Here is a 17,724-nt window from a genome sequence, read left to right on the forward strand (position 1 = left end):
CCCACATTAGGTCTGTATTGCCCACAAAACCCGTGGTCAACCAAGATCCCCTGTAGGAGCGAGCCTGCTCGCGATTGATCTCAAGTCTTACGCCAACTCTGCGGCCAACGCCGCTTTCACCGCCGGCCGTTGATCCACCCTGGCTTGAAACCTTGCCAACGCCGGCCACCCATTCAAATCAATCTCAAATAACCGAGCCCAGCGCAGCACCGTAAACAAGTACGCATCAGCAACGCTGAACCCGCCCGCCATCAAATAATCCTGCCGCTCCAGCGTCTGGTTCAACACGGCAAAACGCTTGAACAGTTTCTCCTTGATCAGCGCTTTCACTTCATCCGGAAATCGACTGTTGAACAGCCAACCGAGCCCGCCATGAATCTCCGTCGAGATGAAGTTCAGGCATTCCTGCAATCGCACCCGCTCAAATGTCCCCTGGGCTGCGGCCAGTTTTGCGTCTGGATGTAGATCCGCCAGGTATTGCAGGATCGCCGGGCCTTCGGTCAGCACTTCGCCGTTATCCAGTTGCAGGGCAGCGACGTAACCCTTGGGGTTGATGGCGAGAAAGTCGTCGCCGTCGGCGGTGGTTTTGCTGATGTTATCGACGCGGATCAATTCGAAGGTCAGTTCCAGTTCGCGCAATACGATATGCGGCGCCAGCGAGCAGGCTTGAGGGGCGTAATACAGCTTCATGGGGCGGGCTCTGGTTGTGGATTTACGCCAGTGTCATAGTGCGCTGCGGCCTCGGTAAAATTAATCTTTCAGAAATCTGCCATAAGGAAAGCTACTGCCATGATGAACCTGATGCACTGGCGAATGGTGGTGGCCGTGGCGGACACCGGCAACATCACCCGCGCCGCCGAGCGGGTCGGAATGACCCAGTCGGGCGCCAGTCAGGCCTTGGCCTTGATCGAGGAAACCCTGGGCGTACAGTTATTCAGCCGGGAGAATCGCCAGACGCTACCGACAGCCATCGGCCTGCCGGTCATCGAGCAGGCGCGGACCATGCTCGCCGCGCTGCAAGCCATTCGCAGCACCGTCGAGGCCGCCAAAGGCGTTGAACGCGGGACGATTCGCCTGGCCAGTTTCCCCATGGTGCTGGCGACTTTTCTGCCGCCGTTGCTGCGCCAATTCAACCGGCTTTACCCCGGCATCGAGGTGGTCGCCCTGGAAGTCAGCGATGACGAAGTGGAAACCCTGCTCGGCGCGGGCCTGGTGGATGTCGGCGTGGTGCTCAATCCGTCTACCGAGCGCAAGGCCAGTCCTTTGGGACGCGATGCCTGGATGGCGGTGTTGCCCGGGGGCCATCCGCTGGCGCGGCGCACCCATGACGAAGGCGTCACCCTCGAAGAGTTGGTGGCGCAACCCTTTGTACTGGCCACGGGCGGATGTTCGACCAATGCGCGAAGCCTGGCAGCCGATGCGGGGCTGCAACTGCAGGATGTGCGCGTCGAGGTCCGCGAGTGGAGCAGTGCGTTCACCCTGGTGCGGGAAAACATCGGCGTGAGCCTGGTGCCGGAAATGACGCTGCCAGGTAATCGGCAGGGTTTGCGCGTGGTGCCTGTGCTGCCGCGGATCGACCGCGAGTTTGCCTTGGTGGTCACGGCGAACAAACCACCGTCGGCGGCGGTGCAGGCGCTGCTGGACATGCTCGATGGACGCAAACCCCTCTCCCCGGTAAACCGCTGAACCGATTTTGTCCTCAATGATGGCCTACTAGTGGCCTTGCAAGCCCGAGGTTCCTGTCTATGATCAGGTGTAACTAACTATATCGGTCGTGATGGGGCGGTCGATGTCTTGGCGAAAGAGTGCGCAATCGAAGGCACCAACACTTGATGACAGGGAGTTGTCCGCTAAATGGAATTTGTTGTGAACCTGTTAGGGCTGGCCCGCATGCGGGCTATCAAGAGAAGGATGTCTTGATGAGCGTGTCGCTGTAAGGACCCTCCGATTGATCATCATTTATCACCTGACTAGTCCTTCTTTTTGGAGGGATGCGTGTGCCTGTTCCGTGGAACGCAGTGGTGGATGTGAAAGACCTGCAACTTTCATCAATCAAAAAACCGCGCTGAAGGTGATACAACCATGTTCAACCTACATCACAAGGCTGACCTGCTGGAAATCGAACGCTTCAGCTGTGCGCTGACTGAGGCTAATGCCAAGTTGGCGGCGATCAGCCGTTCGATGGCGATGATTGAGTTCACCCCGGACGGTATCGTCATCGATGCCAATGAAAGTTTTTGCAATGCCATGGGCTACAGCTCCGACGAAGTGCGCGGCAAACATCACCGGGTCTTTTGTGAAGAGCAGTATTACCGCAGCGACGAGTACACCAAGTTATGGCGTGACCTGGCGCGGGGCGAGCCGCTGAGCGGGACCTTTCAATGCTTGCACAAGAGTGGCCGGGAGATCTGGCTCGAAGCCAGTTATATGCCGGTGCTGGGCCCCGACCGGCAGGTGAAAAGCGTGATCAAGGTGGCCACGGACATCACCGCACGGATCAACAAGGAACACGAAAACGAAAGCAGGCTCGCCGCGATCGGCCGTTCAATGGCCGTGATCGAATTCACGCCCGAAGGCAAGGTCATCAGCGCCAACGAGAACTTCCTGAAAACCATGCAGTACTCGCTCAACGAAGTGGTGGGGCAGCATCACAGCCTGTTTTGCCACCGTGCCGAAGCCGAGTCCCAGGGTTACCGGAATTTCTGGGCTTCGCTCAACCGTGGCGAATATCACTCCCATCGTTTCGAGCGCAGGAACAAGCAGGGTCAGACAGTATTCCTGGAAGCGTCCTACAACCCGTTGTTCGACGCCAAGGGGCGGTTGTACAAAGTGGTCAAGTTCGCCAGCGATATCACTCACCAAATGACCACCCTGCAAACCGCCGCAGAATCGGCCCACAGCACATCGGTGCAAAACGACGTCTGCGCGCGCAAGGGTTCCGAGGTGGTGCAGCAGACGGTGCAGATCATCCAGGACATTTCCCGGGACCTGAACGAAGCGGCGCTGAGCATCGATGCCGTGAGCAAACAGTCCGACATCATCGGCACCATTGTGCAGACCATTCGCGGCATTGCCGATCAGACCAACCTGCTGGCGCTCAACGCGGCGATCGAAGCGGCCCGCGCCGGTGAGCACGGGCGCGGCTTTGCGGTGGTGGCCGATGAAGTGCGCAGCCTCGCGGCACGCACCAGTCAGGCGACGCTGGAGATTGTCGAGGTGGTGCGCAAGAACCACGATTTGTCGCTCAGTGCGGTGTCGAGCATGCAATCGAGCTTGAGCCGAACCGGCCTCGGCGTGGAACTGGCGAACGAGGCGGGGGAGGTGATTCTGGAAATCCAGCAGGGTTCGCGGCATGTGGTGGATGCGATCAGTCAGTTCAATTCGACGTTGCAACTGAACTAAGCAGGGCAACTGTAGGAGCGAGCCTGCTCGCGATGGTCGATAACGATAACGCGTGTTTTCTGACTAAACGCAGCGCTCTTGCGTCCATCGCGAGCAGGCTCGCTCCTACAAGAAACCGCGGCAAATGAAAAAGGGTCCCGGTAGAGGGACCCTTTTTCATTGTGTGGCCGGCGGCAATCTGCGGCCACTCAAGGCAAGCCATTGCAACAATGCTTCAGGAAACCGGGGTGTTGCGCCAGGCGTTTGAAATACTCATCGACGGCGGGGTAGTCAGGCCGGTCGATTGGCGTCATCAGCCAGCGATTGACCGACAAACCGATGACAACGTCGGCCAAAGTAAACTGTGGTCCGGCGACATAGGCCTTGGTGGTTGCGAGTTGATGCTCGAGGATGCCCATCTTCTGGTTCCAGGCGCGGATGCCGACTTCAAGGCTATGCGGGTCCTGGAATTCCGGGTCCTTGCGCACCAGTGCCATGAACGGGTATCTCCAGGACGGATTGAGCTCGGTGGCTTGCCAATCCATCCACTGCTCCACCCGGGCGCGGGCGGCCGGATCGGTGGGTAGCAGGTCGGTGTGATGGTGGTGGTGTTTACCGACCAGGTAGCGGCAAATGGTATTGGACTCCCATAACACCCCGGCTTCATCGATGATCACCGGCACCTGCGCGTTGGGATTGAAGCGCAGGAACTCGGGGCTGTGGGTGGACGCAAAACCACTGCCCCAGTCCTCGCGTTCGTAGGTTATGCCCAGTTCTTCGCAGGTCCACAGGACTTTTCTGACGTTGATGGACGAGGCTTTGCCGAGAATCTTCAATGTGTGTTCCATTTGAGCTACTCCATCGCGAAAGGCGTAGGTGTAATTGTAGGAGTGGTCTGTAGGAAAGGGGTTTCATCAGGTTTCCGCAGGCTACGGTTTCTTGCTCCATTGCCTACAACTGCGCCAGAATCCGCCGGCTTGTGCGCCTGGTATCCGGACTCTATCGTTCCGTGTCGCTGCAAATTCAGCGATCGGGTTTCGCAGCCCGGGTAACTCTAGACGCATAGCGTCCACCGTTCGTGATCAATCACGTTATGGCGGCTGTGCGTGGGAGACCTCAGGGTCTACCGGGTTCTAGAGTCCCGGTCTGCGACCCGCGTACAGCTGCCACCCTTCGTATCGCAGCGAGACGTGGCAGCTCCATCACTCTAGGAGCATCACCATGTTCAAACCCACGCCGAACCCCCCACGCAATCCCAGCCCAATGTTCTCCATCTCACCCGGCATCAATAACGAAACTCTGTTGGCGCACGCCTGCGAATCGTTGGCCTCGGCGAGTGTCATGACCAATGACTTTGCTGCATTCCTGGAAGGTAGCCAGCGCAACACGGCTCTGGCGATTGCACAGATCATCATGCTGGCCGAGTTGGCGGTGAACCGGGTGCTGGATAACCTCGATCCGCAGGATTAATCACGGAACCTGTGGCGAGGGAGCTTGCTCCCGCTGGAGTGCGAAGCGCTCCCAGTATGAGCGGATGCGTTTTTTCCGTATTACGACGGCTGCGCCGCCGAACGGGGGCAAGCCCCCTCGCCACAATATGGTCTGTATCTGGAGGATCAACTACGGAGTTTCGATTCTCGTCGAACTAATCAGGTCTTTGACTACTGCTGACTGATTCGCCTTTCGCGTGGCCAATCCAAGTATCGCCTTCGGCCAATCAAGCCGAAGTGCTCTGTAGTGCAGGTCAGCGCGTTGAATTCGCTGCATCGATGCGGGTACCACCGCAATACCCATCCCGGCAGATACCAGGTTTACAGCGGAAGATAGTTGGGGTGCCTGCTGACGGATGGTCGGATTGAACCCGGATTGCCGGCAAGCGGTCACGATATCCGCACTCAGCCCATAACCGGATTTGCGTGAATACAGGATGAAGTTCTCCTGCCGTAACTCAGCAAGCGACAGACGCTTGCGTGACATTAATGGGTGGCCGTCAGGCAGGACAACAATAAGTGGTTCTTCGGATAAGGTGATGAAGTCAATATCGCCGCCCATAGCAAACGGAGGCCTGACGAACGCAGCGTCAATTTCTCCACGGCTGAGCCTGGAAATAAGCGATTCGCTATCGTTCTCCTCAAGGTTTACCTCCACCTTGGGGTGCTGTCGCTGATAACGGCTGATCAAACCGGTGACGGTATCGTTGAACGAAGCGGATTCGGTGAATCCCAGGTTCAACGAGCCGACCTCTCCTCGTGCGGCGCGCCGCGCATTTTTTTGGGCGTCCTCGGCACGCGCAAGAATATCTTGTGCCGAGACCAGGAATACCCTGCCAGCATCACTGAGTATGACGCCGCGTCCTACCCGATGGAAAAGCGGCGTACCAATTTCATCCTCCAAATCACGTATTTGCTGTCCAAGCGGGGGTTGGGCGATCCCAAGTTGTTCGGCTGCTCGTGTGAAGTTCTCCGCTTGGGCCGTAACGACGAAATAACGTAGATGCCTGAGTTCCAATTAGGACTCCAAAGATATCAATCTTGTATTTTCTAAATATTAGACATTTTATTTGTCTGCCGCCATGCTTCTTCTGCACCAAAAATACCGCCAGTGGTTCGGTCAGAACGTTTACGGTCCGAGAATTAGGAGAACTTCATATGAAACCAACTCGACAATTGCGTGAAAAACTATCCTCAGGTTCTCCTGTGATAGCACCAGGCGCTTATGACGGTATATCCGCTCGACTAGTTGCTATGGCGGGTTTCGACGCGGTCTACGCCAGCGGCGGTGCGATTGCGCGTGCTTCTGGATATCCGGACATCGGTCTATTGAGTTTCTGCGAAGTACTGGAGCGGATCGAGAAAATTGTCGAAGCAAGTGACCTGCCAGTGATCGCAGACGCCGACACGGGATTTGGGGGATCAGCCAATGTTCAGCGCACGGTTCGAGCTCTTGAGCGTGCCGGTGTCGCCGCTTTCCACCTTGAGGATCAATCGTTTCCCAAGCGCTGCGGCCATCTGGATGACAAAAAGTTAATAGACGTAAGCGAGATGTGCCGGAAAATTCGAATTGCACGCCATACGCTGATCGATCAGGACTGCATGGTTATTGCCCGTACCGATGCAATTGCGACAGAAGGTTTTGAGTCTGCGTTAAGCCGAGCCGAGCAGTACGTGAAGGCCGGTGCAGACATGATTTTCGTAGAAGCCCCAGAGACACTGGATCAAATCCGCACGATTGCCCGACGCATCCCAGGGCCAAAACTGATGAATATGTTCTACGGTGGCAAGACTCCCTTAATGCCCATTGAAGAGCTGTCCTCCCTTGGCTACCAGCTCGTCATCATTCCTTCGGATATGCAGCGTGCTGCAATACACGCGATGCAAATCGTTTTGGCTGAAATCAAACGCTCAGGGGATAGCAGCGCCATGGCAGCTCAATTGACGAGTTTCGAGGAACGCGAAAAAATCGTTCAGACCAGTCGGTATCTTGCCTTGGACTTGTTATAAACCCAGCTATGAAGTCGGACCTCAGGAACTGAGAAAATTCAAGATGTAAACCGAGTCCGCGGAACATAGGAAAGTGATATGGATGTTCAGCTCATAACAGTGGCCGGTTTGGTAACTGTGACAATCGCGCTATGGGCAACACGCAGACTTCCGGAGTACTTGACTGCACTTTTGTTCTTCGCGTTCGCGATGATTCTCCATGTCGCTCCCGCGTCCTTGATATTTTCTGGGTTTACCTCCGCCGCATTTTGGCTCGTTATCAGTGGCTATGTCATTGGAATCGCTATCCGCAAGACAGGATTGGCCGCTCGAAGTGCGAGGGTGCTCGCTACCCATCTTTCCAGATCATATCCACAAATGGTCTTGGGTATTGTCGGCCTCACTTACGCGCTCGCTTTTGTTATGCCTTCCAATATGGGGCGTATTGCGCTACTGATGCCGATTGTCCTGGCGCTTGCTGATCGAGTGGGTTTCAGGGAGAAAAGTCCAGGGCGTATTGGTCTTTCACTTGCTGTCGGCTTTGGAACCTTCCAGCTTTCGGCATCCATTCTGCCGGCGAATGTTCCAAATCTTGTCATGGCGGGGGCCATCGATACCACGTACGGGTTGCAGTTATCCTATCTGCCTTATCTGATATTGCATGCACCCGTACTTGGCATACTGAAGGGACTTGCACTATGTGCGTGTATCGTCTGGTTGTTTCCAGATAAAGCGGGAAAAAGCATAGAGGTGGAACCTGCTCGCCCTTTGAGTCCTGAGGAAAAGAGGTTGGGTATCCTTCTTTTGATGACTCTGGGGCTCTGGCTTACCGACTCCTTACACGGCATTTCCCCTGCATGGGTCGGCCTCGTGGCAGCTTGCGTATGCCTCCTTCCACGAGTTGGCTTTGTATCCAGTGAAGAGTTTGGTCAAGAGGTAAATCATCGGACCGCGGTCTATGTCGCAGCAATCCTCGGACTCGCCGCACTTGTAGGACAAAGCGGACTCGGAACATTAATTGGTAATGAAATACTTACCCTCGCACCGTTGAATCCGGCTTCACCGTTCGGCAGCTACACCTCAATCGTAGGTCTTTCCACGCTGCTAAATTTTGTGGTTACAGCGAACGGAGTACCAGCGTTATTTACTCCCTTGGCACAGTCGTTAGCCACCGCATCCGGACTGCCGTTACTTAGTGTTCTGATGATTCAGGTCATCGGGTTTTCAACACCGCTTCTGCCTTACCAAGCCTCTCCGATTGTTCTTGCTATTGAAATGGGAAGAATCCCTTTCATGGCAGCGTTACGGTTGAGTCTTGCGCTTGCATTTATTACGTATGTTGTATTGGTTCCCATCAATTACGGATGGTTTGTCTTTCTGGGTTGGTTACCGTGATCCGTGTCGCCGAACGTGTCTTTAAGTACTCTCCCGCACCTTCAACTCAAACCCCATGTCCTGCACCGGCTTGGCCACGGTGTTGCCGACCATCAGCGTCAGCATCTGTTCCGCCGCGCGACGGCCGATGGCTTCGCGTGGGGTGTTGATGCTGCTCAGGCGCGGGACCATGTGTTCGGACATGGGCAAGTCGTTGAAACCGAGGATCGCCACCTGTTCGGGAATCCTGATCCCATTGCGCATGGCTTCAAGCAGGGCGCCCTGCGCCAGGTCGTCGTTGCCGAAGAAGATCGCGTCGACATCCGGATGACTGGCCAGCAGTTGCAGAAACAACTCGCCGCCGAGGCCGACAGAGGAGGAGCGGGGCGTCAGCACTTCCAGGTCCGGGTCATACAGGCCAGCCTTTTGCAGGGCTTTGCGGAAACCTTCGCCGCGCAGCAAGGTGCGCTGGTCCAGTTGCGCGCCGATGTAGGCCAGGCGTTTGCGACCGCGAGACAACAAATGCTCGGCCGCCGTTTCGCCGGCGGCCAGTTGCGAAAAGCCAACGCAATTGAGCCCGGCGGCGCTGTCCAGTTCCATCATGTACACACACGGAATGTTGCTGGCTTCGATCATCCGCCGTGAACTTTCGGTGCGGTCGAAACCCGTCAGCAACAAGCCGCGCGGTTGATAGGCCATGTAATTGCGCAGCAGGTTTTCTTCTTCATCGCGCGAATAATGGAAGTTGCCGATCAGCACTTCGAAGCCCTTGGGGCGCAAAACCCGATGAATGGCTTCCAGGGTGTCGATGAACAGCAAATTGGATAGTGAAGGCACCAACACCACCACCGATTGGCTCTGGGCCGAGGCCAGGGCGCGGGCGGCAGTGTTGACCACATAGTTGAGCTCCAGCGCCGCTTTCTGCACCTTTTCCACCAGTTCGGTGGCCACGGTGCTGACCCCGCGCAAGGCGCGGGAGGCGGTGATCGGGCTGACGCCGGCCAGTCGGGCCACTTCGTTCAGGGTAGGGCGGCCAGTGGTGCGGGTATTTTTATCGTTCTTGGTTGTGTTCATCGACGGCTTGCCAAACAAAATTCAAGGCACTAAGGTAGCGCTGTCTCGATGCAGCTGCAAATGCGTGAGCGAGGGTTCGCCTGATCCTTGCTTTTTGGTGTTGGGACCTAACCTGCTGCAACCCATAAAATGACAAGAAAGGCGTCGGCAACTTCTGCTTTTGAACTAGTGTCATAACTGGCAAAGGTAGCGCTGTCTGCGCGCTGAGGTGTTACATGAATCATCCCATCACCGCCCTGGTCATCATGGGCGTTGCCGGTTGCGGCAAGACGTGCGTCAGCGAGGCCCTGTGCCATTTGAGCGGCGCCACTGCCATTGAAGGCGACTCTTTTCACCCTGCCGCCAATATCGAAAAGATGAGCGCGGGTATTCCCCTGAACGATGAAGACCGTGCCGGCTGGCTCGACAGCCTGTGCGATGAACTGCGCCGTGTCGACGCCATGGGCCAGCGCCCGGTGCTGACCTGTTCGGCGCTCAAGCATATCTATCGCGAACGTCTGCGCAGTGCCTTGCCGGGCCTGGGCTTCGTGTTCCTTGAATTGACCCCCGAAGTCGCCGCCGACCGTGTGTCCCATCGACCAGGCCACTTCATGCCGTCGACCCTGATCGACAGCCAGTTCGCCACCCTCGAATCGCCCGTCGGCGAGCCGTTGACCCTGGCGCTGGATGCTTCGACCCATAGCGTCGAACAACTGGCGGCGCAGGCTCATGCCTGGTGGCAGGCGCACGGCCTGAAACAGGCGGTATGACTGTGTTCCCAAAGACAGCGCTGTCCTCACGATTTCTGATCAACCCGCTTTAATAACAACAACAACCAGGAGACACCCCTAATGTTTGGCATGTCCCACGAGACGTTCCTGCTGCTCGATGCAGTGGTCACGGTGATCGGGCTTATCGTCCTGATCACCAAGTTCAAATTTCACCCCTTCATCGCCCTGATCATCGCCGCAGCCTTCCTCGGGCTGACCTCCGGCATGCCGATCGGCACCATCATCAAGGCGTTCCAGGACGGCTTTGGTGGTGTGCTTGGCTTTGTCGGCATCATCCTGGCGCTGGGCACGATGCTCGGCAAAATGATGGCCGAATCAGGCGGTGCGGATCAGATTGCGCAGACGTTGATCCGCGCCTTCGGCAAGGACAAGGTGCAGTGGGCGATGATGTTCGCCGCGTTCCTGGTCGGCATTCCGCTGTTCTTCGAAATCGGCTTCGTGTTGCTGATTCCATTGGTGTTCATCGTGGCCCGCCGCACCGGCGTGTCGATCATCAAGATCGGTATCCCGTTGCTGGCCGGTCTGTCCGCCGTACACGGCCTGGTGCCGCCGCACCCGGGTCCGTTGCTGGCCATCGGCGTGTTCGGTGCCGACATCGGCAAGACCATTCTTTATGGTCTGATCGTTGCGTTGCCAACCGCCATCATCGCTGGCCCGATCTTCGGTACGTTCATTGCCAAGCACATTCCCGGTCATCCGAATCAGGAACTGGTGGATCAACTGGTGCGCGATGAGAATGCCGGCGATCTGCCTAGCTTCGGCATTACCCTGATCACTGTGCTGTCACCCGTGTTCCTGATGTTGCTCAAGACCTTTGCCGATGTGGTGCTGCCGGACGGCAACTTCTTCCGCACTTTCATGGACCTGATCGGTCACCCGATCTCGGCTCTCCTGCTGGCATTGCTGCTGTCGCTGTACACCTTCGGCTACAAGCAGGGCATCGGTTCGCAACAGATGCTCAAATGGCTGGATGCGAGCCTCGCGCCGACCGCCGCGATCATCCTGATCATCGGTGCCGGTGGTGGCTTCAAGCAGATGCTGGTGACCAGCGGTGTAGGTGATGTGATCGGTCACATGGCGGTGGCTGCACAGATCTCGCCGATCCTGCTGGCCTGGCTGGTGGCGGCGGTGATCCGTATCGCGACCGGTTCGGCGACCGTGGCGACCATCACGGGTGCCGGCATCGTGGTGCCGGTGGTGGGGATGATTCCGGGTGTGAACCGTGAGCTGCTGGTGCTGGCCACCGGTGCAGGTTCCCTGATCCTGTCCCACGTCAACGACGCCGGTTTCTGGCTGGTCAAGCAGTACTTCAACATGACCGTGGCCGAAACCTTCAAGACCTGGACTGCGATGGAAACCATCCTCTCCGTGGTTGGCCTGGGCTTTATCCTGTTGTTGTCGCTGTTCGTCTAAGCGATTCGACAGGCACAAAAAAACCGCAGCGATGCGGTTTTTTTGTGGGTGCTGTAGGAGCGAGCCTGCTCGCGATGGTCGTTAACGATAACGCGGGGTATCTGATTTTCCGCGGTGGTCTTGCGTTTTTCGCGAGCAGGCTCGCTCCTACAGGGTTAGGCGTTGGTTTTGGCGACTAACCCATCCGCCCGGAACATCCCGCGAATCCCGCGCACGGCCTGGCGAATCCGGTCCTGGTTTTCGATCAGGGCGAAGCGCACGTGATCATCGCCGTATTCGCCAAACCCGACGCCCGGCGAGACACACACCTTGGCTTCGGCCAGCAGCTTCTTGGCGAACTCCAGCGAACCCAGGTGTGCATAAGCCTCGGGAATCTTGGCCCAGACGTACATCGAGGCTTTCGGGTTTTCCACCATCCAGCCCAGTTCATGCAGGCCCTTGACCAGCACGTTGCGGCGCTGCCGATACTGTTCGGCGATGTCGCGCACGCATTGCTGGTCGCCTTCAAGCGCAGCGATGGCCGCCACTTGCAGCGGGGTGAAGGTGCCGTAGTCGTGGTAGCTCTTGATCCGCGCCAGGGCGTTGACCAGTTCCGGGTTGCCGACCATGAAACCAATGCGCCAGCCGGCCATGTTGTAGCTCTTGGACAGGGTGAAAAACTCCACTGCAATGTCCTTGGCCCCCGGCACTTGCATGATCGACGGGGCTTTCCAGCCGTCGTAGACGATGTCGGCGTACGCCAGGTCGTGCACCACCAGCACGTCGTACTGTTTGGCGAGGGCAATGACGCGCTCGAAGAAATCCAGCTCCACGCACTGGGCGGTAGGGTTGGACGGGAAACCGAGGATCATCATCTTCGGCTTCGGGATCGAGCCGCGAATGGCTCGCTCCAGTTCAGCGAAGAAATCCACGCCCGGCACCAGCGGCACCGACCGCACCTGGGCGCCGGCAATCACGGCACCGTAGATGTGAATCGGGTAACTCGGGTTGGGCACCAGCACGGTGTCGCCCTGATCGAGGGTGGCCAGCATCAAGTGCGCCAGGCCTTCCTTGGAGCCGATGGTGACAATGGCTTCGCTTTCCGGGTCGATGTCGACCTCGTAGCGATCCTTGTACCAGTTGGAAATCGCCCGGCGCAGGCGCGGAATGCCCTTGGACGTGGAGTAGCCGTGAGTGTCTTCGCGCTGAGCGACCTGCACGAGTTTTTCGACGATGTGCGGCGGCGTGGCGCCGTCGGGGTTGCCCATGCTCAAGTCGATGATGTCTTCGCCACGACGACGGGCGGCCATCTTCAGCTCGGCAGTGATGTTGAAAACGTAAGGGGGGAGTCGATCGATGCGCGCAAAGCGGCGCGGCGAACCTTGTTCGGCCATTGTTGCCTCGGATAACGTAAGCGCCCGGAACCGTCCGAGCGACGCAGGTCAGCGGTGACCTGTGGCGGAATGTAAGGGCAGCTGTGGCAGACTGTCCAGCCTCCATGTAAACAATTTTTTCCGAAGGATAGGGTTCGATGGAATTTACCAGCGGCTTCTTGTTGAGCCTCTCGCTGTGCCTGGATATCGGCGTGGCCAACATCGCGATGATCACCCTGGCCATGCAACGCGGCTATTTCCAGGGCTTTGCGCTGGGGCTGGGGACCTGTGTCGGCGACCTGATCTATGCGGTACTGGCGCTGGCTGGCATGACCGTGTTGCTGCAATACGAAACCGTGCGATGGGTATTGTGGATCGGTGGCTCGGCGCTGCTGGTGTACTTCGCGGCGAAGATGATCTATTCGGCGATTCACCACGAGGCGCTGCTGGCGGAGACGGCGGAGGTCGGGAACAACTCCCACTGCAAGGAGTTTTTTCGCGGGATTTTCCTGGCCATGTCTTCACCCAGCGCGATCCTCTGGTTCGCCGCGGTGGGCGGCACCCTGATCGCCCGTTCCGGTGGCGGTGGCCCGCTCAGTTCGGCGCTGTTTCTCGGTGGTTTCCTCTGTGCCGGGCTGCTCTGGTCGGCAGGCCTGTGCTTCGCCGCGAGCCATGGCGGCAAGTTGCTGGGGGACAAGCTGCTGCGTTATTCCTACATGGCATCGGCGGCGATCTTCTGCTATTTCGCGGTCTACGTGATTCTATCGGGGTACAACGAGTTCGTTGGCGCCGCTGCCGTCGAGCAGTTGCACGCACTGTAATTGGGCGAATCGGGTTTGGCTTCTATACTCCCAGCCGAACCCATTTTTATGCGTCAGGAGTCGAGTCATGGATGAGTTAGCACGCGTCGAACCGACGCAACCGCGCTTCGAACACGGGCACTTCCTGCTGATTGCAGGGCTGGGCGGACAATTTACCCAGCAAACCACCCAAGGCATTCCCGATCTCTGGGAGAGATTCAACCCGCATCTGGGCCAAATTCCGGGCCAAAAAGGCGAAGTCACCTACGGTGTCTGCTGCAATTTCGACGGCAAGGGCGGCTTCGATTACATCGCGGGCGTCGAGATCAGCAAGCTCGACGATTTGCCGGACACGTATCGTTGGGTAGAGATTCAGCCCCAGCAGTACGTCGTGTTCGAACATCAAGGGCCGCTGGCCACATTGCCGCAAACCTTCCAATACATCCATGGCACGTGGCTGCCGCAGTCCGGGCGTGAATTGCTGGACGCCCCGGAATTCGAGCGCTACAGCGAAGACTTCAATCCCAGGCTCAACACCGGCAAGCTGGAAATCTGGCTGCCGATCAAGGCGTGACACCTGCATCGAGAGGCGGATCAGCCGATTCGTCTCTCGATGTCCCACGGCGGCTGATTTATGATCCCCGGCCTTTCCCACGCCGATTCCGAGCTGCCATGAACACCGTCATCCGCAACGTCACTCCCGCCGATCTGGACCGCTGCTTTGCCATCGAAACCCTTGCCTATGAAGGTGACGAGGCCGCGACCCGCGAGAAGATCGCCACCCGCATCGCCACCTGGCCCGAGGGGTTTATCGTCGCGCAAGTGGACGGGGTCGTCGCCGGATTCATCAATTCCGGTGCGGCGTTTCAGGTGGAAATGTCGGACGAGGCGTTCAAGGAACTGATCGGCCACGACCCGGCCGGACCCCACGTGGTGATCATGTCGGTGGTGGTGCATCCGGATTATCAGGGGCAGGGCCTGGCCAAGCGCCTGATGGGCGAGTTCATCGAACGCATGCGTGGGATGAACAAAGCCAGCATCAATCTGATGTGCAAGGAGCGGCATATTCCGTTGTATGCCGGTTTTGGCTTTGCCTACATCAAACCGTCGGCGTCCGACCATGGCGGCATGGCGTGGCATGAGATGGTGCTTGAACTCTGATCCGACGTAGATCCCCTGTAGGAGCGAGCCTGCTCGCGAAGGTGTGTCAGCATAAGTGGTGTCGACTGACACTCCATCGCGAGCAGGCTCGCTCCTACAGGGGGGCGGTGTTGTGTCAGTAATGTCTGCAAAAAACTAACGCGCAGTCAAAACACCAACCCCATCCGCCGCTCATAACCGATCCGGCCCTTGTACGCCTCGCCGCTGTCGACAAAGCCAAACCTGGCGTACAGGGCGATGGCGGCTTCGTTGTCGGCATCCACCGACAGTTCCAGCCCCCGGATTTCCGGCCAGGCCAGGCGCGCCGCCTCGGGCAGCGCTTGCAGGCAGGCCTTGCCGTAGCCCTTGCCTTGGGCGCGTTGATCGACCTGTAGCGCATGCAGCGTAGCGCTGTGTTCATCGGCCCATGCCGGCAACACCGGCGGGCGCTTGAGCAACAGGAACGCGACGGGCACATTCTCGGCCAGCAGGGCGAAGCCTTTGACGCCAGGCCCGGGCTTGGACAGCAGCGTGTGCAAGGCGCCGTGGATATCACCGCAGAACCTGATCTGTTGCGAATGCACTTCAATGGCCTCGACCTGTTGGCGCTGCAGCGCATTCAGGCTTTCATAAGGCACGAGTCGGGCTGTCACTGGAGTGTCCTTTTTCCAACTGAAAATGAGTCTTGGATTCTAGCGAGTCTGGCCGTTTGGATTATTTTTATTTCACCTGTCGATTTGCCGGATCGCCGGACGACTAAGGGTGTCTTCACTATAAAAACCACGGAGAACCACCATGAACTCGCAAACCCAGATCCAGAACCTCATCGAGAACTATCGTCAGGCGGTCATGGCCAAGGACATTGAAAAAGTCATGGCCCTTTATGCCGATGACATCGTCTCCTTCGACGCGGTCAAGGCCCTGCAATTCAAAGGCAAGCCGGCGTATCGCGCACATTGGCAGGCCTGCATGGAAATGTGCCCCGGCCCGCACATCTTCGAATTCCACGAAATCACCATCGAGCCGTCCCAGGAAATTGCATTCGCTCACTGGCTGGCAAATTGCGGTGGCACCAACGACAAGGGCGAAACCCAGTCCTGCTGGATGCGCGTCACCGCCTGCTATCGGCAAGAAGCCGGGCTGTGGCAGATTGTCCACGAACATTGGTCGGCACCGTTCGACATGACCAGCGGTGCAACGCTGTTCGATCTCAAACCCTGATCGTCGGGAAGCCGAGCCAGAATGCCAATCAGCGACCATCGTTGATCGTTCGATAAGGAGAGCGTGATGAAGTATTTATGCCTGGTCTACAGCGATGAGCAGTTGCTGCATTCGCTGCCGGAAAGCCCGAAGGACGAAGAATGCATGGCCTATGCCGAGTCGATCCAGGGCAGTGGCCGGATGGTCGCCGCCGAAGCGCTGGAATCGGTGCAGACCGCCACCACGGTGCGCATGCGCAACGGCAAGATGTCGATCACCGACGGGCCATTCGCTGAAACCAAGGAGCAGTTGGCCGGCTTCTACCTGATCGATGCCAGGGACCTCAACGAAGCCATCCAGGTCGCCGGGAACATTCCGGCGGCCCGGGTCGGCAGTGTCGAAGTGCGCCCCGTTCGACAGTTGAATCCTTAAGATGCCGGGGCTGCCGGTTCAGGCGCAGGTCGAGCGGGTCTATCGCGAAGAGTCGCGGCGCATTCTGGCGACCCTGATTCGTTTGCTGGGGGATTTCGACCTCGCCGAAGAGGCCTTGCACGAGGCGTTTTTCGTCGCGGTCGAACGCTGGCAGCGTGACGGCGTGCCGGACAATCCGCGGGCCTGGCTGGTGTCCACCGGGCGCTTCAAGGCTATCGATGCCTTGCGTCGGCGGGCACGTTTTACCGCGTCGCAACCCTTGTTGATCGCGCAACTGGAGGCGCTGGAACAGGCCGACTGGAGTGATGAAGACGTGGAAGACGATCGCCTGCGGCTGATCTTCACTTGCTGTCACCCGGCCCTGGCGGCCGACGCGCAAGTGCCGTTGACGCTGCGGGAGGTCTGCGACCTGACCACGGAAGAAATCGCCCGGGCCTTTCTCTCGGCCCCGGCCACCATCGCCCAGCGCATCGTGCGCGCCAAGGCGAAGATCCGCGATGCGAAAATCCCTTATCAAGTGCCGACGCTCGCTGAGTTGCCCGAGCGCCTGGACAGCGTATTGCGGGTGATTTACCTGGTGTTCAACGAGGGCTACTCGGCGTCCATCGGGGCCGAACTGATACGTGAGGATTTGACCCGCGAAGCGATCCGCCTCGGCCGGTTGCTGGTGGAACTGCTGCCGGAGCCGGAGGTAATGGGCTTGCTGGCATTGATGCTGCTGCACGAGTCGCGCCGCCCGGCCAGGACTTCGGCGAGTGGCGAGTTGATCGTGCTGGATGAGCAGGACCGTTCGCTGTGGGATGCCGGGTTGGTCCGCGAAGGCTGCACGCTGGTCGAACAGGCGCTGACCATGGGACGATTCGGACCCTATTGCCTGCAAGCGGCGATCGCGGCGGTGCATGCCGAAGCCCCGACGGCTGGGGAAACCGATTGGCCGCAGATTGTCGGTCTGTATGACGTTCTGCTGCGGGCGGTGCCGTCGCCGGTGATCGAGTTGAATCGAGCGGCGGCGATTTCGCAACGCGATGGTCCACTGGTGGGGCTGACGTTGGTCGACGCGATTCTGGAGCGGGGAGAACTGCTCGACTACCACCTGGCGTATTCGGCGCGGGCTGAGTTCTGTCGGCAACTGGGCCGGGTGCAAGAGGCGCGGGCGGCTTGGGAACGGGCGCTAGAGTTGACCCGGCAAGAGCCGGAGCGGCGGTTTATTGAAGAGCGGCTCAGGGCACTGGATTGATGTGATACTGGCTGGCCTCATCGCGAGCAGGCTCGCTCCTACAGGGGAATGCATTTCAAATTGTGGGAGCGA

Annotated in this window: 18 protein-coding genes and 2 pseudogenes; 14 read left to right on the top strand and 6 right to left on the bottom strand. The window is 58.3% G+C overall.

The features are described 5' to 3' along the window. Window positions 1-87: 87 nt before the first annotated feature. Window positions 88-690 (bottom strand): glutathione transferase GstA, encoded by a 603-nt coding sequence (gene gstA / locus ACM6J5_RS23995; protein ID WP_095942724.1) that lies wholly within the window; start codon window positions 688-690, stop codon window positions 88-90. Between the two features lie 99 nt (window positions 691-789). Between gstA and ACM6J5_RS24000 the strand changes: the two genes are divergently transcribed. The 3 genes and pseudogenes from ACM6J5_RS24000 to ACM6J5_RS24010 all read left to right on the top strand — a co-directional run. Beyond that, complete coding sequence (locus ACM6J5_RS24000; RefSeq protein WP_150674271.1) at window positions 790-1,686, top strand: LysR family transcriptional regulator; 897 nt, start codon at window positions 790-792, stop codon at window positions 1,684-1,686. Between the two features lie 396 nt (window positions 1,687-2,082). Continuing rightward, window positions 2,083-2,856, top strand: a pseudogene (locus tag ACM6J5_RS24005) (PAS domain-containing protein); the annotation flags it as partial. Between the two features lie 138 nt (window positions 2,857-2,994). Further along, a pseudogene (locus ACM6J5_RS24010) lies at window positions 2,995-3,402 on the top strand (methyl-accepting chemotaxis protein); the annotation flags it as partial. A gap of 188 nt (window positions 3,403-3,590) precedes the next feature. Here the strand turns inward: ACM6J5_RS24010 and ACM6J5_RS24015 are convergent. Continuing rightward, window positions 3,591-4,229, bottom strand: a complete 639-nt coding sequence (locus ACM6J5_RS24015; protein ID WP_150674270.1) for a glutathione S-transferase family protein — start codon at window positions 4,227-4,229, stop codon at window positions 3,591-3,593. 373 nt (window positions 4,230-4,602) lie between these two features. Between ACM6J5_RS24015 and ACM6J5_RS24020 the strand changes: the two genes are divergently transcribed. Then, window positions 4,603-4,851 carry a DUF6124 family protein gene (locus ACM6J5_RS24020; protein ID WP_095942720.1) on the top strand — a complete coding sequence of 83 codons (249 nt, stop codon included), beginning with the start codon at window positions 4,603-4,605 and terminating at the stop codon, window positions 4,849-4,851. Window positions 4,852-5,001: 150 nt separating this feature from the next. Here ACM6J5_RS24020 and ACM6J5_RS24025 read toward each other — a convergent pair whose 3' ends face one another. Next, entirely contained in the window at window positions 5,002-5,889 is an 888-nt protein-coding gene (locus ACM6J5_RS24025) for a LysR family transcriptional regulator (protein ID WP_414929460.1), read from the bottom strand. Window positions 5,890-6,029: 140 nt separating this feature from the next. Here ACM6J5_RS24025 and ACM6J5_RS24030 point away from each other — a divergent pair, with 140 nt between their 5' ends. Next, window positions 6,030-6,881 (top strand): isocitrate lyase/PEP mutase family protein, encoded by an 852-nt coding sequence (locus ACM6J5_RS24030; protein WP_414929461.1) that lies wholly within the window; start codon window positions 6,030-6,032, stop codon window positions 6,879-6,881. A 78-nt stretch (window positions 6,882-6,959) separates the two neighbouring features. After that, the gene (locus ACM6J5_RS24035) at window positions 6,960-8,255 is read left to right on the top strand and encodes an SLC13 family permease (RefSeq protein ID WP_414929462.1); all 1,296 of its coding nucleotides are present in this window, start codon (window positions 6,960-6,962) and stop codon (window positions 8,253-8,255) included. Window positions 8,256-8,276: 21 nt separating this feature from the next. On the opposite strand, the gene ACM6J5_RS24040 is transcribed toward ACM6J5_RS24035, so the two are convergent. Next, window positions 8,277-9,308 (bottom strand): LacI family DNA-binding transcriptional regulator, encoded by a 1,032-nt coding sequence (locus ACM6J5_RS24040; RefSeq protein ID WP_414929463.1) that lies wholly within the window; start codon window positions 9,306-9,308, stop codon window positions 8,277-8,279. Window positions 9,309-9,523: 215 nt separating this feature from the next. Here ACM6J5_RS24040 and ACM6J5_RS24045 point away from each other — a divergent pair, with 215 nt between their 5' ends. After that, on the top strand, window positions 9,524-10,057 hold the full coding sequence (locus ACM6J5_RS24045) for a gluconokinase (RefSeq protein ID WP_095944528.1): 534 nt from the start codon (window positions 9,524-9,526) through the stop codon (window positions 10,055-10,057). An 81-nt stretch (window positions 10,058-10,138) separates the two neighbouring features. Then, window positions 10,139-11,491 (top strand): GntP family permease, encoded by a 1,353-nt coding sequence (locus ACM6J5_RS24050; RefSeq protein ID WP_095944529.1) that lies wholly within the window; start codon window positions 10,139-10,141, stop codon window positions 11,489-11,491. A gap of 155 nt (window positions 11,492-11,646) precedes the next feature. Here ACM6J5_RS24050 and alaC read toward each other — a convergent pair whose 3' ends face one another. After that, window positions 11,647-12,864: an alanine transaminase gene (alaC, locus tag ACM6J5_RS24055; RefSeq protein WP_150674268.1), complete on the bottom strand. Its 1,218-nt coding sequence runs from the start codon at window positions 12,862-12,864 to the stop codon at window positions 11,647-11,649. A 137-nt stretch (window positions 12,865-13,001) separates the two neighbouring features. On the opposite strand from alaC, the gene ACM6J5_RS24060 reads away from it, so the two are divergent. The 3 genes from ACM6J5_RS24060 to ACM6J5_RS24070 all read left to right on the top strand — a co-directional run bounded on the left by ACM6J5_RS24060 (window position 13,002) and on the right by ACM6J5_RS24070 (window position 14,804). Beyond that, the gene (locus tag ACM6J5_RS24060; protein ID WP_414929464.1) at window positions 13,002-13,664 is read left to right on the top strand and encodes a LysE family translocator; all 663 of its coding nucleotides are present in this window, start codon (window positions 13,002-13,004) and stop codon (window positions 13,662-13,664) included. A gap of 67 nt (window positions 13,665-13,731) precedes the next feature. Continuing rightward, entirely contained in the window at window positions 13,732-14,217 is a 486-nt protein-coding gene (locus ACM6J5_RS24065) for a GyrI-like domain-containing protein (protein ID WP_095944531.1), read from the top strand. A gap of 98 nt (window positions 14,218-14,315) precedes the next feature. Next, entirely contained in the window at window positions 14,316-14,804 is a 489-nt protein-coding gene (locus ACM6J5_RS24070; RefSeq protein ID WP_095944532.1) for a GNAT family N-acetyltransferase, read from the top strand. Between the two features lie 146 nt (window positions 14,805-14,950). On the opposite strand, the gene ACM6J5_RS24075 is transcribed toward ACM6J5_RS24070, so the two are convergent. Beyond that, window positions 14,951-15,436 (bottom strand): GNAT family N-acetyltransferase, encoded by a 486-nt coding sequence (locus tag ACM6J5_RS24075; RefSeq protein ID WP_095944533.1) that lies wholly within the window; start codon window positions 15,434-15,436, stop codon window positions 14,951-14,953. Between the two features lie 142 nt (window positions 15,437-15,578). On the opposite strand from ACM6J5_RS24075, the gene ACM6J5_RS24080 reads away from it, so the two are divergent. The 3 genes from ACM6J5_RS24080 to ACM6J5_RS24090 all read left to right on the top strand — a co-directional run bounded on the left by ACM6J5_RS24080 (window position 15,579) and on the right by ACM6J5_RS24090 (window position 17,652). Further along, window positions 15,579-16,004 (top strand): YybH family protein, encoded by a 426-nt coding sequence (locus tag ACM6J5_RS24080; RefSeq protein WP_095944534.1) that lies wholly within the window; start codon window positions 15,579-15,581, stop codon window positions 16,002-16,004. 66 nt (window positions 16,005-16,070) lie between these two features. Beyond that, window positions 16,071-16,415: a YciI family protein gene (locus tag ACM6J5_RS24085; protein WP_108215161.1), complete on the top strand. Its 345-nt coding sequence runs from the start codon at window positions 16,071-16,073 to the stop codon at window positions 16,413-16,415. 1 nt (window position 16,416) lies between these two features. Next, complete coding sequence (locus tag ACM6J5_RS24090; RefSeq protein ID WP_414929465.1) at window positions 16,417-17,652, top strand: RNA polymerase sigma factor; 1,236 nt, start codon at window positions 16,417-16,419, stop codon at window positions 17,650-17,652. Window positions 17,653-17,724: the final 72 nt, after the last annotated feature.

This window comes from Pseudomonas sp. IT-P74, assembly GCF_949768175.1.
Lineage (GTDB): Bacteria > Pseudomonadota > Gammaproteobacteria > Pseudomonadales > Pseudomonadaceae > Aquipseudomonas.

Bases quoted from the DNA above. Each gene is read 5' to 3' on its own strand.
- ACM6J5_RS24030 (WP_414929461.1), top strand. From the start codon at position 6,030: ATGAAACCAACTCGACAATTGCGTGAAAAACTATCCTCAGGTTCTCCT.
- alaC (WP_150674268.1), bottom strand. From the start codon at position 12,864: ATGGCCGAACAAGGTTCGCCGCGCCGCTTTGCGCGCATCGATCGACTC.
- ACM6J5_RS24065 (WP_095944531.1), top strand. From the start codon at position 13,732: ATGGATGAGTTAGCACGCGTCGAACCGACGCAACCGCGCTTCGAACAC.
- ACM6J5_RS24045 (WP_095944528.1), top strand. From the start codon at position 9,524: ATGAATCATCCCATCACCGCCCTGGTCATCATGGGCGTTGCCGGTTGC.
- ACM6J5_RS24080 (WP_095944534.1), top strand. From the start codon at position 15,579: ATGAACTCGCAAACCCAGATCCAGAACCTCATCGAGAACTATCGTCAG.
- ACM6J5_RS24035 (WP_414929462.1), top strand. From the start codon at position 6,960: ATGGATGTTCAGCTCATAACAGTGGCCGGTTTGGTAACTGTGACAATC.
- ACM6J5_RS24015 (WP_150674270.1), bottom strand. From the start codon at position 4,229: ATGGAACACACATTGAAGATTCTCGGCAAAGCCTCGTCCATCAACGTC.
- ACM6J5_RS24020 (WP_095942720.1), top strand. From the start codon at position 4,603: ATGTTCAAACCCACGCCGAACCCCCCACGCAATCCCAGCCCAATGTTC.
- ACM6J5_RS24085 (WP_108215161.1), top strand. From the start codon at position 16,071: ATGAAGTATTTATGCCTGGTCTACAGCGATGAGCAGTTGCTGCATTCG.
- ACM6J5_RS24050 (WP_095944529.1), top strand. From the start codon at position 10,139: ATGTTTGGCATGTCCCACGAGACGTTCCTGCTGCTCGATGCAGTGGTC.
- gstA (WP_095942724.1), bottom strand. From the start codon at position 690: ATGAAGCTGTATTACGCCCCTCAAGCCTGCTCGCTGGCGCCGCATATC.
- ACM6J5_RS24070 (WP_095944532.1), top strand. From the start codon at position 14,316: ATGAACACCGTCATCCGCAACGTCACTCCCGCCGATCTGGACCGCTGC.
- ACM6J5_RS24060 (WP_414929464.1), top strand. From the start codon at position 13,002: ATGGAATTTACCAGCGGCTTCTTGTTGAGCCTCTCGCTGTGCCTGGAT.
- ACM6J5_RS24040 (WP_414929463.1), bottom strand. From the start codon at position 9,308: ATGAACACAACCAAGAACGATAAAAATACCCGCACCACTGGCCGCCCT.
- ACM6J5_RS24000 (WP_150674271.1), top strand. From the start codon at position 790: ATGATGAACCTGATGCACTGGCGAATGGTGGTGGCCGTGGCGGACACC.
- ACM6J5_RS24090 (WP_414929465.1), top strand. From the start codon at position 16,417: ATGCCGGGGCTGCCGGTTCAGGCGCAGGTCGAGCGGGTCTATCGCGAA.